General features: G+C 60.8%; 13 protein-coding genes and 1 tRNA gene. 5 read left to right on the forward strand and 9 right to left on the reverse strand.

The features are described 5' to 3' along the window. Positions 1-410: 410 nt before the first annotated feature. Complete coding sequence (locus NL2_RS07385) at positions 411-779, reverse strand: PilZ domain-containing protein (RefSeq protein ID WP_068073514.1); 369 nt, start codon at positions 777-779, stop codon at positions 411-413. 320 nt (positions 780-1,099) lie between these two features. Between NL2_RS07385 and NL2_RS07390 the strand changes: the two genes are divergently transcribed. The 5 genes from NL2_RS07390 to NL2_RS21600 all read left to right on the forward strand — a co-directional run bounded on the left by NL2_RS07390 (position 1,100) and on the right by NL2_RS21600 (position 4,556). Continuing rightward, a complete protein-coding gene (locus NL2_RS07390) occupies positions 1,100-1,651 on the forward strand; it encodes a peroxiredoxin (RefSeq protein ID WP_068073516.1) in 552 nt (183 codons plus the stop codon). Continuing rightward, the gene (locus tag NL2_RS07395; RefSeq protein ID WP_439646885.1) at positions 1,648-2,250 is read left to right on the forward strand and encodes a 2'-5' RNA ligase family protein; all 603 of its coding nucleotides are present in this window, start codon (positions 1,648-1,650) and stop codon (positions 2,248-2,250) included. The genes NL2_RS07390 and NL2_RS07395 overlap by 4 nt, the downstream gene beginning before the upstream one ends. 107 nt (positions 2,251-2,357) lie before the next feature. Further along, positions 2,358-2,434, forward strand: a tRNA-Met gene (locus tag NL2_RS07400). 179 nt (positions 2,435-2,613) lie between these two features. Continuing rightward, positions 2,614-3,951 (forward strand): tyrosine-type recombinase/integrase, encoded by a 1,338-nt coding sequence (locus NL2_RS07405; RefSeq protein WP_081798908.1) that lies wholly within the window; start codon positions 2,614-2,616, stop codon positions 3,949-3,951. A 263-nt stretch (positions 3,952-4,214) separates the two neighbouring features. Continuing rightward, complete coding sequence (locus NL2_RS21600; RefSeq protein WP_036523865.1) at positions 4,215-4,556, forward strand: hypothetical protein; 342 nt, start codon at positions 4,215-4,217, stop codon at positions 4,554-4,556. Positions 4,557-4,911: 355 nt separating this feature from the next. On the opposite strand, the gene NL2_RS21080 is transcribed toward NL2_RS21600, so the two are convergent. The 8 genes from NL2_RS21080 to NL2_RS07460 all read right to left on the reverse strand — a co-directional run bounded on the left by NL2_RS21080 (position 4,912) and on the right by NL2_RS07460 (position 16,538). Beyond that, positions 4,912-5,820, reverse strand: a complete 909-nt coding sequence (locus NL2_RS21080; RefSeq protein WP_155986180.1) for a hypothetical protein — start codon at positions 5,818-5,820, stop codon at positions 4,912-4,914. After that, on the reverse strand, positions 5,817-7,376 hold the full coding sequence (locus NL2_RS07430) for a CHASE2 domain-containing protein (protein WP_036523876.1): 1,560 nt from the start codon (positions 7,374-7,376) through the stop codon (positions 5,817-5,819). The genes NL2_RS21080 and NL2_RS07430 overlap by 4 nt, the downstream gene beginning before the upstream one ends. Beyond that, entirely contained in the window at positions 7,373-9,463 is a 2,091-nt protein-coding gene (locus NL2_RS07435) for a caspase family protein (RefSeq protein ID WP_036523879.1), read from the reverse strand. The genes NL2_RS07430 and NL2_RS07435 overlap by 4 nt, the downstream gene beginning before the upstream one ends. A gap of 133 nt (positions 9,464-9,596) precedes the next feature. Beyond that, positions 9,597-9,725 carry a hypothetical protein gene (locus NL2_RS21740; RefSeq protein WP_269078900.1) on the reverse strand — a complete coding sequence of 43 codons (129 nt, stop codon included), beginning with the start codon at positions 9,723-9,725 and terminating at the stop codon, positions 9,597-9,599. 720 nt (positions 9,726-10,445) lie between these two features. After that, complete coding sequence (locus NL2_RS07445; RefSeq protein WP_155986181.1) at positions 10,446-12,158, reverse strand: ABC transporter permease family protein; 1,713 nt, start codon at positions 12,156-12,158, stop codon at positions 10,446-10,448. A 9-nt stretch (positions 12,159-12,167) separates the two neighbouring features. Next, positions 12,168-13,325: an ABC transporter substrate-binding protein gene (locus NL2_RS07450; protein WP_036523885.1), complete on the reverse strand. Its 1,158-nt coding sequence runs from the start codon at positions 13,323-13,325 to the stop codon at positions 12,168-12,170. Between the two features lie 16 nt (positions 13,326-13,341). Continuing rightward, positions 13,342-15,213, reverse strand: a complete 1,872-nt coding sequence (locus tag NL2_RS07455) for an ATP-binding cassette domain-containing protein (protein ID WP_169799486.1) — start codon at positions 15,211-15,213, stop codon at positions 13,342-13,344. Then, positions 15,156-16,538, reverse strand: coding sequence for a CopG family ribbon-helix-helix protein (locus tag NL2_RS07460; protein ID WP_036523888.1), 1,383 nt, complete (start codon positions 16,536-16,538; stop codon positions 15,156-15,158). Before NL2_RS07460 ends, NL2_RS07455 begins: the two co-directional genes overlap by 58 nt. Between the last annotated feature and the right edge of the window lie 164 nt (positions 16,539-16,702).

The raw sequence follows: 16,702 nt of genomic DNA on the forward strand, positions 1-16,702 counted from the left end.
GCCTTCGTTGTCGTTGACAAGCTTGGTCCAGAATTTCATTTCCCCGTCTCCTTCGTCGCAAAGTGCGCTCCTTCGCGGGAAGGTTCCTGCGAAGTTCCTGGAAATTACCGGGATTCTGATAATCAAAAGTAAATTACACGAAGCTTACAGAAAGCTTACGGTCTGTAATAATCAAAATATCTGAAATATAAATTCTAATAACATAATAATTATCGAAATAAAGTATAATAAAGATTTTGTATTAATGATTCCGGAAAGATGTAGATTACGAGAAGAAAATTTCTCGCATGAAATATCGCTGAAATGGCTTCAGGACGGATGATTGCGATCAATGCACCTCGGCCAATCCCGCCGGCCGTTCAGGCCTGCAGCCGGGGAATCCGCCGTACTACGACCCCACCAGCCTTCGGTTATTCGGTCATTCCGGTGCGCGAACCGCCGGTGACCCAGGTCCGCGCGAACTGGCGCCGTTGTTCCATGTCGTTCCGCGCGTGATTGGCTTCGTCGAGCCTGCGGCTGTCGAGTATCACCGACCGGGGCAGCGGATCGAAGAACGATACGCCGCACAGCCGCCCGTCGACCCACACGATGCGACCGAACGCCTCGTTGCCATGCCAGGTCAGGATCGCGTCTTGGCCGCATTTGGCTTCGTTGGGCAGGGCGATCATCGCGCCACCGGCGGAAAGATCGGCCAGGATCGCGTCCCAGGTCCGGAACACCGTGATCAGCTTGGCATGCAGGCACAATCGCAGCCGGCTTTGGGAGCGCCGTCCGGTCATCGCCGGCTTGCCGAGACACACGGGGGTCATCCGGTAACCATGTCACCTTATGGCTTCCAGCGGCTTGTGGCTGCCCTACGCACTATTGCGGTGCCCAGGCTGCGGCGCGTGCCCCCCGACGATCATGCGGGAACGATGATGCGGCGCGGCGATTGAAGGCGGCAGGGCCGGGCGGCCATCGAGTTATATCGACAAAAGCGATCATTATGACGGCATCAATTCATTTTGATAATCACGGTGGCGCCACCATATCCCGTTCAACGCCACCCGACCCGGCCCGGACCAACCCCGGCCATCGCATGCAAACCAGGAGAATTCCCGTGATCGACCGCCAGATCCCCGACGTCACCCTCAAGACCCGCGTGCGCGATGAAAGCGTCGAAGGGCCCAACCCGTTCCGCTGGCAGGACTTCAAGGTGCGCGACGAGTTTGCGGGCAAGAAGATCGTGATCTTCTCGCTGCCCGGCGCCTTCACCCCGACCTGCTCGAACGAGCAATGCCCCAACTACGAGCGGCTGTACGGCGAATTCAAGGCCGCCGGGGTGGACGAAGTCTACTGCATCTCGGTCAACGACGCGTTCGTGATGTTCCAGTGGGGCAAGAACCTGGGTCTCAAGAACGTGAAGCTGCTGCCCGATGGCTCGGGCGATTTCACCCGCCGCATGGGCATGCTGATCGACAAGAGCCACCTCGGCTTCGGCTTGCGCAGCTGGCGTTATGCCATGCTGGTCGATGACAACCGCGTGGTCGAATGGTTCGAGGAGCCGGGCATCAACGATACCGGTGCCGACAGCGATCCTTATGGCGAAACCGCGCCCGAAAAGCTGCTGGCCGCCGTCAAGGGCACAGCCGCAGCCCAGCAGGCGGCGTGAGCGGTCCCGGTGCGGGCGAGGGCGAGGGTGCGGGCGAGCGCAGCCTGCCTTTGCCGTCGTCCGCACCGGACGTTTCTACACCCTCGGCAACCGCAATGTCCGCGCCGTTGATCGTGACGGCCGAACTGCCCGGGCCGATACAGGCCTGGGCGGACCGGCTGCGCCGCGAGCACTTCCCGCCCGAGCGCAACCAGCTTGCCGCCCACGTCACGCTGTTCCATGCCCTGCCGTGGCATGTCGAGGCCGAGGCGCGGGCGTTGCTGGCCGAACTGGTGCGCACGCAACCGCCCAAGGCGCGCATCGTGCGGATCATGGACCTGGGCCGCGGCACCGCGCTGGGGATCGAGAGCGCCGCCATGCTCGATCTGCGCCACGCCATCGCGGATCGCTTCCACGGGCTGCTGACCGCGCAGGACCAGCCCGTGCCGCGCCTGCACGTGACCATCCAGAACAAGGTGGCCGTGGCCGAGGCGCGCGACCTGCAGGCCACGCTGGCAGGGGATTTCGCGCCCCGCGATTTCGCCTTTGCCGGGCTGGCGCTCCATCATTATCGCGGCGGCCCGTGGGAGCCCGCCGGGCGCTGGTCGTTCCGCGGCTGACCGGCGATGCGGCATCGGCGCAAAACGTGGCTTTCGCCTGTTGACCACTGCGACCACCCACCGTAAGAGCGCCGCCTTGCCCCGCATCGCGCGCCGGTGCGGCATGGGGCGGAGTAGCTCAGCTGGTTAGAGCAGCGGAATCATAATCCGCGTGTCGGGGGTTCGAGTCCCTCCTCCGCTACCAAGGCCCATCATCCCAATTCGTCCCGTTGCGTCCCGTTGCGTATATTTTTCTTCGGAAATCAGCGGTTTGCTCGGTGTCCGTGCGTGCTGTTGCGTCTCGTTGGATGCCGGTGCAGCGATTTGATTTTGGGGGTGCAAAGGGGGTAAATTTCGCTTGTCAGCAAAATAGGCGATACCCCCATGGCTCTCAAAGAGCTCGAAGTGAAATATGCGACCAAGCGGCAGCGGCCCTATAAATTGGCCGACGGCGGCGGTTTGCACCTGCTTGTGCAGCCCAGCGGCTCGAAGCTCTGGCGGCTGAAATACCGGTTCGGCGGCAAGGAAAAGCTACTCAGCTTTGGCAAATATCCGCTCGTGACGCTTGCGATGGCGCGGCAAAAGCGCACCGAAGCCAAAGCGTTGCTGGACGCGGGCAAGGATCCCGCGGAATTGAAGAAGCGCGCCAAGAAAGTGGCGGCGTCGCCATTGCTGTTCGAGCCCATCGCGCGCGCTTGGCATGCGAATCGGGAGGAGGGGCTCGATCCGGCGCATGCCGACCGCGTGCTGAGGCGGATGGAACGCGACGTCTTTCCCCCGCTCGGTAAACGTCCGATCACGGATATCACCGCGCCCGAAGTGCTCGAGGTCGTCCGCGCCGTCGAAGCGCGCGGTGCTCTCGATATCAGCCGCCGCCTCAAACAGAATATCGGGCAGGTCTTCCGCTTCGCGATCGCGAGCGGCTGGGCGACCGAGAATCCGACGACAAGCCTCGACGATGCCCTGAAGCCCAAACCACCGGTGAAACACAGAGCACGGGTTCCGCTGGCGCAGCTACCCACGCTCGTTCAGTCTATCCAGGACTATGACGGGGAAGAGTCGCCCCGCCGCCGCGAGACCACGCGCGATGCCTTGGTCTTCACGCTCCTGACGTGGGTGCGCACAAGTGAAACGCGCTTCGCAGTCTGGCCCGAGTTCGAGAATCTGGAAGGGCCCGAGCCTCTCTGGCGTCTGTCTCCTGAGCGCATGAAAATGGCGCGCGAGCATCTCGTCCCGCTCTCGCGCCAGGCCGCAGAGTTGCTGCTGCGGCGCCGGCGGGCGAGCAATGACGAGTTCGTGTTTCCAGGGGAAAAGCCGGGTCGGCCGATTTCGGAAAACACGATGATCTATGCCTGCTACCGGATGGGCTATCTGGGTAAGCAGACGGTCCACGGGTTTCGGGGGCTCGGATCGACCTGGGCAAATGAGGCGGAGCTCTACAAGCCCGATTGGGTCGAGATGGCGCTGGCGCATGAGGATGAAGATGAAGTCCGCGGCGCTTATAATAGCGCGCTCTATCTGACACCGCGGCGGCGCATGCTGCAGGATTGGGCAGACCATCTCGATGGACGCGCTGTCTCCGCGGAAATCCCGGAACCCGTCACAGCGCGGCCGTCCAGCGCAAGCCATAATGTCACGCCGGCGGACCCGATACCGCTGGTCGCTGGCCGTCCCGTGTTTTGGCAGCGACAGCGGCCGCGGACGTTCATCAGTCGGTTCTGAAGTCGCAACGATGAAATGCCTCCGGTTTGTAGATGAAGTTCGAACTTTTCTGCGGGACGAAGATCCGAGGATTCTCCTTTCTTTATAAAGCTATAGGATGATCTCGGATGAGGTCGCAGCGGGGCGGACTAAGGGGATGAGATAGTTATTTCGGCTATTGCGAGGATCACTCGAACCACCGGCTATTCAACGGCGCGCCCAAATTCCGCCGTGTAGCTGCATTCGACATGTCAGCGGTTCACTTCCTGGCATTGGCTCGAGGAATGCGTCCGCTCACCGATTTCCTCATGCCACGCCACGACATCGGCCCGCTGAGCCGCGCCAACCGAGCAATATCGGCAAGATCAAGCGGCTTTATTCTTCACCTTGTCGGTGAAAGCGTCGCTGATTACCGAGCCTATAAAATGGGCGATCGGGATAGGGCGGCTGATATAATAGCCCTGCGCCTAGCTGCAGCCCTGTTTGCGAAGCGCCGCAAGCTGCTCCTCGGTTTCCACGCCCTCGGCGACGACTTGCAGATCGAGGCCGCGCCCGCACCACTGCTCGGATTGCGGGATCGACTACCTTACCGAGGGGCATTCTTGGCGGGAATGTCCGTGGGTTGAAGACCACATCTAGCGATGGCGCCGACAGGCGATTTCCGCCTTCGGCGTGCCTATCGCAAGGTGGTCGTCGAAGCCGGCCTGTCGGCGTTCGCGGCGACTTGTCAGGTTCAGGTTTGCCTCTGCGCCACGGGCACAGTAACGGAAGTGGCGGCTCGAATCGCGATCCACTCGGTCGGGCTCAGGCTGGTCACCCGCGACATGCACCATGCTAAGTAGAGGCACCGCATGCAGCTGTGGAAGCGTTAGAACCCCCTTAGCGATGCTTGCTCTGCCGGCGGCGTCGAGGGTCGGACAAAACGTCACTTTGCCGACGTCTGAAGTCCAAGATGCTTATTTCGATTCGATCGACTTTGTCCTAGAGTTCATTGCCATCGCGCGCAGCGAAGAGCAGGCGCCAAGCAATGACGTTCAATCGCTCGATGTTATGGAAGTGCGTAAGGCTCATGACACGGGTGTGTTCGCCAGGTTGGTCGAGCGCATCAAGGCCTCGTGCGAGTTCGGCTGTTACCGGATCGAAACCTGGGGGAAGCAATGTCGGTAATTGGGGCTCGACAACCCGCCGCAGACGCCAAGATATGATCTTTCCCGTGGCATCGCTGACCTCAACCGTGGCGGTGCCACTGAAAAACTCTGGAACCGGCACCGCAATACCGTTCTCGCAGATGCGATCGATGAGCAAGCGCCCATCGGGCGACCCGTCGCGAAGCTTCACCGAAAAGGGCGCTTGTCCATAGGACCAGGCGAGGAAGAACGGTTGGGTTCCCCAAACGTCCTGATCAATCTGATTGATCGCGCGGGCTCGCTCCAGCGGCAGCACACCGCTAGCACTGGTGGGACAATTCGTGACGCCTTTCGAATCAGCGTGGTTTTGCTTGACCGGCGGTTCGTTGAGGATCTGTCGCCGTTCCGGCTTGCGACCCAGCAGAGCGTCGATGAAAGTAGCAAACCGGCTTGTTGGAGGGGGCGGACCAGTCACGAGGAAAGGGCTATCACGCGCGCTGATTTCGCGGCGCTGACGTGACTGGTTTGTTTGGAGTGTGACGCGGGCGGTGTTAGCGATCACAATGCGGTCACCAATCGCAATCGGCGTCGGTTTGAGGACCGGAATTGTTGCTTTGCCACGCACGATCGAAACGTCGCCCGGTCGAGCATACACGCCAACGATATAGCCGCCAAGTTCGAATGAGGCGGGCTCGCGAGCCGTGGCGGCGCTGATGGCCAGCGTCGCGGCGACGATAAAGTAAAGAAAAGCGGGACCTTTCATGAGGATGCTCTCTCCGCGCTGAGATAGTCGCCGGGCTCGGGCTGTTCGCGGGGTCCGTCACTCTTCGGCAAATTGGGGCCGTTTCGCGAGAACCGCGTGGCGTTGGTCGCGACAAAGTCTCTCAGTTTTTCCTCCAACGCGCCGGCGACGTGGATGATTCTTTCGGCGAGAATGGCAAGGACGCCGATGGCCGGATCGACGGAGACGCCAGCCGCGATACTGTGCGCCGCGAGCCAGGCTTGCAACTCGATCAAGGCGGCACCAATGAGCAAGGAGAGGGCAATCAGCCAAAAGGCTTTGAGCAGGGATGAGAGGAGGCGGCCCAGCTTGCTGAGACGCGCAGCGAGACCCCATTTCGATCGCGCGAGCCTTTGAGCAAGCCCGTCGTAAAGCCCTACGAAAAGGACAGCGCCGAGGGCAACCAGCAGGCATTCGAACAAGAAGTGCGCGAGATGGTTTTCGGGGTAGGTCAAAAACCGGTCGCCAGCGAAGTTCGCGATAAGGTTTGCAACGACGAAAAGCCCCGACATCGTGCCAAGGGGCGTGGGGCTTCGATCACCGGTCAGCGTGCTACTCGAGCCTATAAGGACAAGCGAGCCCGCGACAATGTTGCGGTCAGCCTCTTCAGTGACCATTTCGCGGGGAAGCAGTGTAGTCCGCGGGATGGGGTAGGCCCCGTCATCGGCGGTTGCGTCTTGACCGAGGAAATGGATCTGGCGTGGCAGCGTGTCAGCATTGGACAGCGTATTGCCGCCTTCCGCGCCCACGGAAAGCCCAATGACGCCATGCGTTGGCATCGTGTCCTTCAGCAACGCGTTCCAGCGTCGACGGTCGCTGCCAATCGGTGATGGCTCGGCAAGAACCGCGGCGAGGAGCGCGGCCGACGGAATCGCGACCGCGCGCGGTTCAGCGGCGCTGCCCGGTTCACGGGCATAAGCTGTGACAAAGGGACAAACTGATCGGAACACGCCGTCGAGATCGGCATCGGTTTCAACATGGCCATACCACACCCGGGGAATGAGCGCTGCGGCACCCGCAAGCGGCCAGGATACCTGGTCGAGTCCTTGTTCTGCGCGTTCGTCGAGATTTGTGCGCGCTGCACAGTGCTTGCTGGATCGCGGGGCTAGCTTAACGGGGAGGATCACCTGTGATTGGCGCAGGCCTCTAAGCGCGTTGATCAGCTGAGCGTCGCCGTTCCCGGGGCGCGATAGATCGACGTCGATTAGAATGACGCGTGCGCCGGCGGCATCAAGCGCCTTCAATGTGTCTGCGACCTCGCTGCGCGAAACGAGGCCTCGGTCGGGTCCGCCGAGAGGCAGCATGTCGATCACGCTTATCTTCGGCAAATCATCATGGTCGACGATAGGTAGCGACCTGCGCTGAGCCTGATCTTGGAGCAGCATGCTGAGCCGCTCTGGCGCCAGCGAGACACCAAGAAATATCGGACTCCAGATGAGTATGGTTGCAACAATGAGGCCCATGAGGATCGTCACCACCATTCGCTGCCAAAGGCCGCCGTGCCGAACGTGCGGTGCGTCGCGCGACGTGTCGGTCATTGCCGCTTGCCCGGCTTTGGGCGCTGAGGTGTTATCGAATATCGGGAGATCGTCTCTGTTGTCGCTGCCTCCCGCTTCGCATCGGCTGCGTGTATCGCATCCTTGGGAAAGCCGTAACGACCTTCGGCATAAGCTTCGCTACCGAACTCAAGGGCTTCCTTGACGCCGAGTTTCATGGCGCGCTGCGTGTAGGTGTAGACGGCTTGGTCGCGAGTCATGCCCTCGGGAAGCGGTGCCGTCTGCGTCATCCAAAGAAAGGCCAGTCGCCAGGCGGCAAGACCTGCCCCCGACATGTCGGCGCCTTCTCCGGGCGAGGGTGTATCAGCGACTTCAAGCATCATCGCCAAACCCTTAGCTGCGTTCTTAGGGCCTGTGTTGCCATTAAGATAGTCGTCAGCCAGAAGGAAACGGGCGGTCAAAACATAGGGGGGAGGAAATATGAGCATTCGCTTGGTGAGCGCCTTTTCGACATAACTCCGGTACAGTTCCGGATGGGTGTCGAGATCCTGAAGATTCCGTCGCGCATTATAGGCCAGGATCAGGCCGGCATCGCCGATACCGGCGTCCAGAGCGCGCTCGAGATAGGCGCGACCATTCTCGTAGGTCTCGCTGATGGGGCCGGGAAGCACCGCGAAATAGCTACTCTCACTCTCCGCCGGCATCGATTGCTGGCCAAGCAGAAGCTGGGCCATGGGTTCGCCGCCGTCGGCCGCGCGATAGAGAAATTCGAGTGCGGTGCGCCGTTCCGATGGCAGGTAGCTGTTTAACATATCGCGTGTGAACAGGAGTTCTCGAGTATTCCCCAGGGAGAAGAGGAATACGATCCAATTGGCATGACCATTTCCGGACTGGGCGGTCTGCATGAGAAGACCATTGACGTTGCGGGCCATGTAGTCGTCCAGGCGCTCGGTAAGAGGCGCTGGGAGCTTAGCGTCCTTGTCGACTTCGTCCGATATTTGATTGCAGCGTACGCTTCGTTCCGCGTCGTCCCTTACCGCGAAGAGAACGAGGCCATAAAATTGGCGCGCTTCTATAGGGATGGGATTTTTTCGTTCGGGCTTCTCCGCCCAGTCGCAAGCCAAGGCATAGTCGAAAGTGTGCAGGATCTGCCGCTGGACGACAAGGTCGAAGGCCACATCTGCCTCGGATGCAAACGGGTCTGGAGTTCCTGCGAATACCGCGCCCGCGCTCAGCATGCTGTGCAGCTGTGGGCTGCCATACCGAAAGACGGGCTTTTGCTCCCCGGCGGTGAGGTCGATTACAGCGCTGCTGACATCGAAGAACAAGCGTGAAAGCGTGAGATCAACGCTTGGATTCGAGAGACCGTCGAGCAAGGCGCGGGTATAAGTGCTGATCGCAGCGCCCTCGCGTACGTCGACCGTCGTGCCAGGAGCAGCGGCGAGACCGAGCACGGTTTGTGGTCCGAGCACGTCTTGCTCACCACGCACCGGATCAATCGACGGCAGGGCATCGCGACACGCATCGAACAGGATAATTTGCAGCCGCGGGGCGCTGGGCCCCAATAGCCGCTCGATGTCGGTGACGGAAATATAGCGATCGCTTACGGTCGGCACGCCGGGAATTGGGCGGGGAGCCTCGACCGGAGCGACCAATGTCTGGCTGCGATGAGTGAAACCGTGCCCGGAAACATAGACGAGAAGCGTGGCGTTCCGGCCATCACCGAGACGAGCCAGGCTTTTGAGCGCGTCAGAGAAGGTGGCCCGCGTGAGATTGCGCTGAACTTTCTCGCCCACCAGCGCGAATCCGCTCGCAACGAGCCGCTGCGCCATGGCGTCTGCGTCGCGCCCGGCAATCTCGAGGCGTGACCACGTTTGACCTTTATAGGGATGGTAAGCCGCATAGTCCTCCAGCCCGACAACGAGTGCGAAGCGAGGCCCTGCAGGTGCACAGAGACGAATTGCAGCCTGGCTGTTGCCGGCGCGCGCAAGGCAGGTTTTTTCATCGCCGTTACGCGGCTCGTTTGCCCGACCGCACACTGGTAACACGAATAGGGCCGCAATGAGCACGATCCACAGGTAATGCTCGAGCCGGATGCTCTTAAATTGCGGTACGATCCCCAATCGCATACGCCACTCGCAATCTAGCGCGGTCCCGCACGTTATTACTCACCAGCTTCGGATAGATTAACCGCCCCCGTAGCTGCGTCAACGACGCACTGACTGTTACACTTGACTAATTGGCGGATCAGGTCAGACCGAACTATGAATAGCTGGCGCGCGCGCGGTCGAGGCACTCGCCGAACGCGTCAAGCATCGCCTGACGCCGCTGGCGCGAGCAGGTCGCGAACATATGCTGGCAGCCGTTCCACGCCATGCGGTCGAGGTTCATCACCTTGCATCACCGCTTCGTTGATGTTCTCGGTCGCCTGCAAATTCGGGTTGGAGACTTCGCGCCGCAACATACGCGCCAAGGCGCGGCGGGGATCGTCATCGAACGACGCGAGAAGTTCGTCGCTATCGAATTGGCCAGGTTCGCAGTCGCGCACTTTCGCGGCGATAACGGCGGCGCGAGACGGCGCAAAGGCCCTAATGGACGGCTATGCGCCTCATATCGGCCGACCGGGCCGCTGCGGCGCCATACCCGAAAGCGGACAATCGCCAAGGTTACGAAACAACGCCTCAACGCACGCAGATCGGAGCGAGTTATAACGGCCGAGAATTGGCTGAGTGCAATTCAGCTAGCCGACTTTCAGGGCAATATTCTGCAGACCATTAACAGTGGCAAGCCACCAGATTCCAATGTGACGCAGCAATAGGCCACGTAAGCGTCGAACGGCATAATATATAAAAACAACGCCTCGCCCGCCTTCTCAATAGGCGATTTTCAGCTTTGGCTTACAGACCATCTACGTGAATGTTCCGGAGAAAACACGAACGATGATCGATACCCAGTGAGACATATCTGTGGCTGGCTCGGGACATGGACCTCTTCCAAACCTGTTCTTGCCTCGTCTACGCTGCGAGCGCATCCGTTTTTGAGTGCGTGCTGGGACATCTCCTGGTCGCCTCGCCAATCGCTTCTCAGTTTACCGAAACGGCATCATGCGGCTCAGCCGCCGGTGCGTTCGCGAGAGGCCCTAAACAGGACTTCCAATATGACCGCCGCGCTGACCAGCGCTGCTGCGACCAACATCAGCTCGATGGCGAAGATCCCGCGATTTTCGGGGAGTAGACCTGCTTGCAGCCTGCCGAAAACATCATTGGCGAGGCTCGGCTCTGACCCGCCAAGATAGGATGCGCGCGTGTTTTCATTGAGCGAAAGCGTGAAGGAGAGAAGTATTGCCGCCACAACCGCTCCCCAATTGATCCGGCCGACGAACTTCGTCGCGACCAAAGTCGGCGGCGATCCTAGTTCCAACGCTGCTTCGATCACGCTGCGGCCAATGGCGGTGTTGGCGATCATGAGACTGCCGGTGGTGAAGGGAATGATCCAAATCAAATGGGCGATGGCGACCAGAAACGGAGCTCCTTGTGCCCATCCCGCCGCCTTTGCTACTTGGAGTAGGCCGAGAGCATAGACTTCGCCCGGGAGCAAGGCGAGGATCACCATGGACAGCAAGACGATGCGCGCGCGCGCCGGATTCCATATTGTCATGCTCATCGCGAACCCGCCAGCCGCCGCGAGCATCGCAACCGCAACAGCCAGCACTGCCGACCGACTTAGCGCCGCGATCAGGTCTGGCGACGATGCAAAGAGTCGGAACGCCTCGAAACCCCAACTGTCGCCGGCCGCAGACGGCTGCCGCAACGCTTCAAGGCCAAGCGCCGCAAGTGGACAGAGGCATAGGAGTACGGCGATACAGCAGCAAAGCGGCGGCACCAGAATCACTGCCCTATCTGCCAGGCCGCGCCTGGGCCGTCGCAAGCCCTGGCATTGGCCGTTAGGCGGGAGCACGATGTCCAAGGGCAATGGCTGAGCCCGCGGTCGATGATATGCCAGCCATGCAAAAACCAGCGCGGCGAACATCGATGCCGTCACCAGCAGCATTACCACCCCGAATGCCATCAGCGCCGAGACCCCCACGTTCGACAACGATGCGGCGATGGTGAAAGTGCTCGTCCGCGTCGGACCATCGAGCATCTGCGGCTCTGCAGACGCGAAGAGGCAGAGTAAGAATGTCATGCACGCGCCGAAAGCGATACCCAGACGCGCTTGCCCAAGCGCCATGACGCGGAACACATGATCCGGACCACCAAGCTCGCGTGCGGCAAGCCATTCGCTGCTGCCGGAGCGCGGCAGCGCGGCAAAGGTGGCGAGCACTGAGATCGGCAATGTCGATGCGACCAAGCCGAGCAGCGCGGCGCCGTGATTGTAGCGAAGGCCTTCGAGCGGTGCGCCAAACACCACCGACCATAGGGTGCTGACGATCCCATTCGGCGATAGCGCGAGCTGCCATCCAAAGGCACGCAACATGTCGCTGACGAGCCACGGCGTAAGTAACAATGCGAGCGCTAGCAATTGTAGACGCGAACTTCGCAGCTGTTTAAGGAAATAGGCTGCGGGAACGCCGAGAAGGAGTGCGATCACCGTCGCTGCGGCGGTTCGCTCGATAACTTGGGCGATTTCGACAATCCGCGGGCCAGCCAGGAGCACCGCATAGCCTGCAAGCGAAACCTGGTTCGCATCACCGTTCAAGGGCCTGAAACTGCCGATCACAGCCGCTACCAGCGGCACGGTACCGAACCCCAGCAGGACAAGCCCACTCGCCACGGTGGCGGGGCGCGACGCCATCCGCCCGACCGATGAGCCATTTTGTCCCATCAGAAAGCCTCAGGCGCCCCGGAACCTGCTCCACCATTCCTCATAGAGGCGATAATTGTCGGGGCGGACATTCTGCCAGAAGATCGGACCCGACAGCTTCTGCTGCACATGGGTAAGCGTCTCGGAAATCTTGGCAGTGTCGGGCAAATTCTCGCTGCGGGCGAATTCGAGCGTTGACCCGTTAGGCACAGCATAGCCGCGCGACGCCGCCATTTCCGCACCGTAGCGGCCGCCTTGCAGCCAGTTTGCAACCTTATGGCAGTTGGCGACCAGGCCGCGCTTTTCGGCGCCGCGATGCAGCAGGAGATCGATCGACCAGCCTTCATAGCCTTCCTTGGGGATGGCATATTTGGCGTTGACGCCTTGATCGATCAACGCCTTCACGATCGGCTCCCAGCCGGTCATCACCCATACCTCGCCGCTCCGCAGCACTTCGACGCCCTGCTCCCACCCATTCCATAAGGTACGGAACTGACCGCTTTTCTTCTTGTCGATCAGAAACCCCATCACGCCTTTTAGCTCGGTCTCGGTCAGATTGCCGGGGTCGCCGATCGAGAGCTGTCCGCTCTGCTTCAAATAAATCGCCGTGAAGATGGCGCTATTGGTCCAGGTGTCCTCCATCGCCGTCTTACCCTTAAGACGGGAATCGAACACGGCGGCGTAGGAATCGACGACGCCATTTTCATAGCCAGACACCTGTTTAATCCGATCTGGCAGGTAGATCATCGAGTCGGCATTCACGATCAGAGGGAGGCCGTACTGCTGTCCCTTGTAGCGGGCGTGCTTGATCGCTTTGGCCCAGGGCCAGGCAGTCCCCCAATTCGGGATCTGACTGAGGTCCCATGGCAGGATCGTGCCCTTTTCAGCGAGAACCGTTTCGGCCCCGCCGAGCAGGCCGCCAAGATCATAGTCATTCGCGGCGGTGCCAGCGGTCATCTGTGCGATCACCGGACCTGCATCATTGCCATTGTCCTTAAAGACCATGCGAGCTCCCTCGTCCTTGAGGAGCTGCGCCCATCCCTTGGCGCCGACGTCGAGCGTGGCGGTCGCGAAGAAGCGAAGATCGAAGCCGGACGTCGAGCGGGTGCAGCCTGGGCCGATCAGCGCGACCGAGGGAAGCGCGGCCATGGCTTGCAGCAAGCGCCGGCGGGAGAGATTGGTGTCCATGCCTAGTCCTTCCAGTCTATTCGCGCACGACCGAGGCAGAATCCTGCGCGATCCAGAACGGTATTTCCGACCCCACAGCCAGACCTGTGGGGAGCGATCGCTTTGGCGCTACGCCGACGAGTTCGGTCTGATCGTCGAGGCGCAACGAGAAGCGTGCAACCGCTCCGACAGCGGTCAGCGCCGTCAACACAGCGCGCGCCCCTGGCTCGCCGACAGCGGGATGCAGCATCACGGCATCGTACGGTATCAATCCGACAGGCCCGCCCGCATCGGCGGCGCCAGGCTTCAATACCGGCAGCGACGCGACTGCGAAGCTCCCGTCCGCGCCCAATTCGCCGCGGAGTACATTATGCCCACCCAAAATTTGCGCGACGCGACTAGACCCGGGGCGCGCCAACAGCGCTTCGGCCCTGTCAAAGGCAAGCAGCCGGCCGGCATCCATCACGCCGACATGGTCGGCGACCGACAGCGCGAAATCGAGATCATGGCTGACCAGCACGATTGGAAGTTCAGGACGATCGATGCGAAGGCGCTGCACCACCAGCTTCAAGCCATCGCGCTGAAGCTGGTCCAACGCCGCGGTCGGCTCGTCGAGCAAAAGCAAGTCGGGCTCCGCCATTAGCGCCCGCGCGATGGCGGTGCGCTGCTGTTCGCCGCCGCTCATCGCGCGTGGCAAACGCGCTGCGCAATGCTCGATATCGAGGTCACGCAGATATCGCGCGGCGAGCCAACGACATTCCTCGACGGTTCGGTTGAGGCGATGTGCCCCTTCCACGATATTTTCGAGACCGCTTAGATGCGGGAACAGCCCGAAGTCCTGGAAAACCGTGACAATACCGCGGCGCTCGGTAGGCAGGATAGAAACATCCTTGCCCGCCAGACGGATCGCCCCCTTTGCCGTAAGGTGCCCCGCAAGTGCGCGAAGCAGCGTAGTCTTGCCGGCGCCGCTCGGGCCGACGATTGCGACCACGCCGTGCGCCTCGAACGACACGTCATGAATGCCATTGGGACCCGACGGATCTCCGGTCTTGGCGCTGCCGGAGCGGACATAAGAGATGTTCTCGACCGTAAGCGGCGCAGCGTTGTCTGCGGGCACAACCGTCTCGTGGTGCAGGGCAATGTCGGCAAAGGTCTCAAGACCCGCAAACGCGCCTTGGGCGAGTTCGGCCCATACCGGCATTTCAGGCTTGAGCGCGAATTCGCTCTCGGCCCCGGACCGCGCAAGCGCGGTTTTCAGCGCCAGCTCGCGCAATAGATATTCGACCAGGCTTTCGAGACGCGGATCGCGATTATTGCAGATCCCGACGCGGCGAAGCTTGGGCTGTAGATTGGAGAAGACCTGATTGCGCACCGCGCCGGCAAATCGCCGATTGGCGGCATAGGCGGAGCGAACGCGTTCGAGCGACTCCGCAAATCGCGGGTGGTTATCGAGGTGCGATACCAAGTGGATGCGGTCGCGCGCGATTCCGGCACGCAGCAAAAGATCGCGCATCCGCAAGGTCTGCGCAATGACCGCTCTCGCCGCGCCCTCGGCATCATAGCCATGCAATGTGACGAGGCTCGCGGCTTCCGAGGCATCGAGCAGATACCAGTCGAGCAGGGTTTGCTGCCGCGCCGCGGTGCCGATAACCCTGAGCACCGTCGCCAGCGTCCAGTGGCGGTTGCCGAGGCTGGCCAGCACATACCCGTTTGCAACGGTCGCATTTGTCCGCGCCATCAATCTCAATCTCTTAGACGTACCAGCAACCAGGCGCTCAAGCGCACGATCGGGTCGCAGCAGACCAAAAATTCCTGACGTCTTTAATGCCAAGCTCGTCATCGAATGGCCTTTCATGCTGTCCGGATCAGCCGCGGTCCCGTCCCGCCTGGCAAGAACGGGAACTTCCACAGCGTAAGCTCTCCGTCAGGCGCGGGCATCCGGGCAGCCGGATGGAGGCATTCGCAAAGTTCGTGATAGTGGCGCACGAGATCCACGGTCTCTTTCTCCATGAAAGCCTCCGCTTCCTTCGGATCCACGAACCAGCGAACCCAGCTCTGCATCAAGCTGCGCAGCAGTTCGATCTGATCGGGGCTGCGTCCGCCCGCCCGCGGAAAATTCTCCTCGACGAGCTGTTTCAAAACCTCGGGCTCGCCCATCACGACTTCGTCACGAAACCAGGATACCGCCTCGCGCCACAGCTTGAGCACGCCGACGCCAATTGCGGACGCGGGTCCCTCGACATCGAACATCCCTTTACGGCCCGCCAGAGTATTAAGCGACGGAACGCGAACGTCCGCGGGGCCTGCGATCAAAAATGCTTCGTCGTTACCGTCCGACAAAAGCTCGGCCGACTGGAGCAGGCTGCCCGTAAATGCCGACAAACTACCGCTTCTGAACTCCTCGATTCCGCGTTCCAGGCTTTCAATGCCGACGGGATTGGGTTCGCGCGGCGCAGCCACCGCCAGCTCCTTTTCGGTCCAGGCAAGTGCGGCGAGGGCGGCGGAGACCCGGCGCACCGCGATGTGGAAATCGGTGCCGAGCTGACATCCGACGATCGCATTCTGCCACGCTTCGCTCAACTTGGCAGCGCGCCCTGCGGAATCCTCGGAACGGGCCGCCCATGCCGTCAGCGACCGCAGCGACCAGTCCTTGCCCGAGCGGGCCTGGCTGCGGAATTCGATGAAATCGGCAATCTCTTCGTCGCTCAAAAATTCGGTGAGGTGATCGCGGCGCAGGAAAATGCAATGCCCAACGAAGATCGTCAGATAAGGGCCGATCCAGTCGAGCGGCGGCGAGGATAAACCGCGCGTGAGATGCCAATGGATAGGTAGCCGGTTGACGGCCTCGACGATATCGGACTTTCCTGAAAACACGTCAGCCGAAAGGCTACGCCATTCCGCCGGCCTTGGCACGAACTCGAATTCCGGCAAGCCGGCATCGGCCACGACTTTGCCGAAACGCTTGCTTTCGAACTGTGCGAAACTGTGGAGCACGGCGGTGTCGGGCAGCAAGGCATAGCGCACGCGCAGTTTGCCGTCTCCGACCGCGCGCCCCAGCTGTTGATCCAGGAATGTGCGAACCGCTTCGTCGATGAGCGATGACACCGTTCTCTTACGTTCGGAAGCCAGGGCTTGCAGGTCCGCACGCGTGCCGCCGTCTAGCCGGATGGTGACCGGTTCCTTATTGCGACCTCGATCCGACTCGTTTGTCATTACGACAGCATACATCAGCATTGCGTTCAGCGAAACCCCCGGGATTTGATAGCCGTACGGCCCATTAATTCAGGCTGAATATTTGCTCTTGAATTACGTTGTATGACACTTATGATAAAACGTATTCGTCGAGTATGCGATTCGGCTTCGATTTGGGTTAAGAGGGCAAGAAATGGCGCGTAAGC

Origin of the sequence: Novosphingobium lentum NBRC 107847 (assembly GCF_001590965.1) — a bacterium.
Taxonomy (GTDB): Bacteria; Pseudomonadota; Alphaproteobacteria; order Sphingomonadales; family Sphingomonadaceae; genus Novosphingobium; species Novosphingobium lentum.

Excerpts from the sequence above, each read along its gene's own strand:
- NL2_RS07385 (WP_068073514.1), bottom strand. The coding sequence starts at position 779 with ATGACCGGACGGCGCTCCCAAAGCCGGCTGCGATTGTGCCTGCATGCC.
- NL2_RS07405 (WP_081798908.1), top strand. The coding sequence starts at position 2,614 with ATGGCTCTCAAAGAGCTCGAAGTGAAATATGCGACCAAGCGGCAGCGG.
- NL2_RS21600 (WP_036523865.1), top strand. The coding sequence starts at position 4,215 with ATGCGTCCGCTCACCGATTTCCTCATGCCACGCCACGACATCGGCCCG.
- NL2_RS21080 (WP_155986180.1), bottom strand. The coding sequence starts at position 5,820 with ATGAAAGGTCCCGCTTTTCTTTACTTTATCGTCGCCGCGACGCTGGCC.
- NL2_RS07430 (WP_036523876.1), bottom strand. The coding sequence starts at position 7,376 with ATGACCGACACGTCGCGCGACGCACCGCACGTTCGGCACGGCGGCCTT.
- NL2_RS07435 (WP_036523879.1), bottom strand. The coding sequence starts at position 9,463 with ATGCGATTGGGGATCGTACCGCAATTTAAGAGCATCCGGCTCGAGCAT.
- NL2_RS21740 (WP_269078900.1), bottom strand. The coding sequence starts at position 9,725 with ATGAACCTCGACCGCATGGCGTGGAACGGCTGCCAGCATATGTTCGCG.
- NL2_RS07445 (WP_155986181.1), bottom strand. The coding sequence starts at position 12,158 with ATGGGACAAAATGGCTCATCGGTCGGGCGGATGGCGTCGCGCCCCGCC.
- NL2_RS07450 (WP_036523885.1), bottom strand. The coding sequence starts at position 13,325 with ATGGACACCAATCTCTCCCGCCGGCGCTTGCTGCAAGCCATGGCCGCG.
- NL2_RS07460 (WP_036523888.1), bottom strand. The coding sequence starts at position 16,538 with ATGCTGATGTATGCTGTCGTAATGACAAACGAGTCGGATCGAGGTCGC.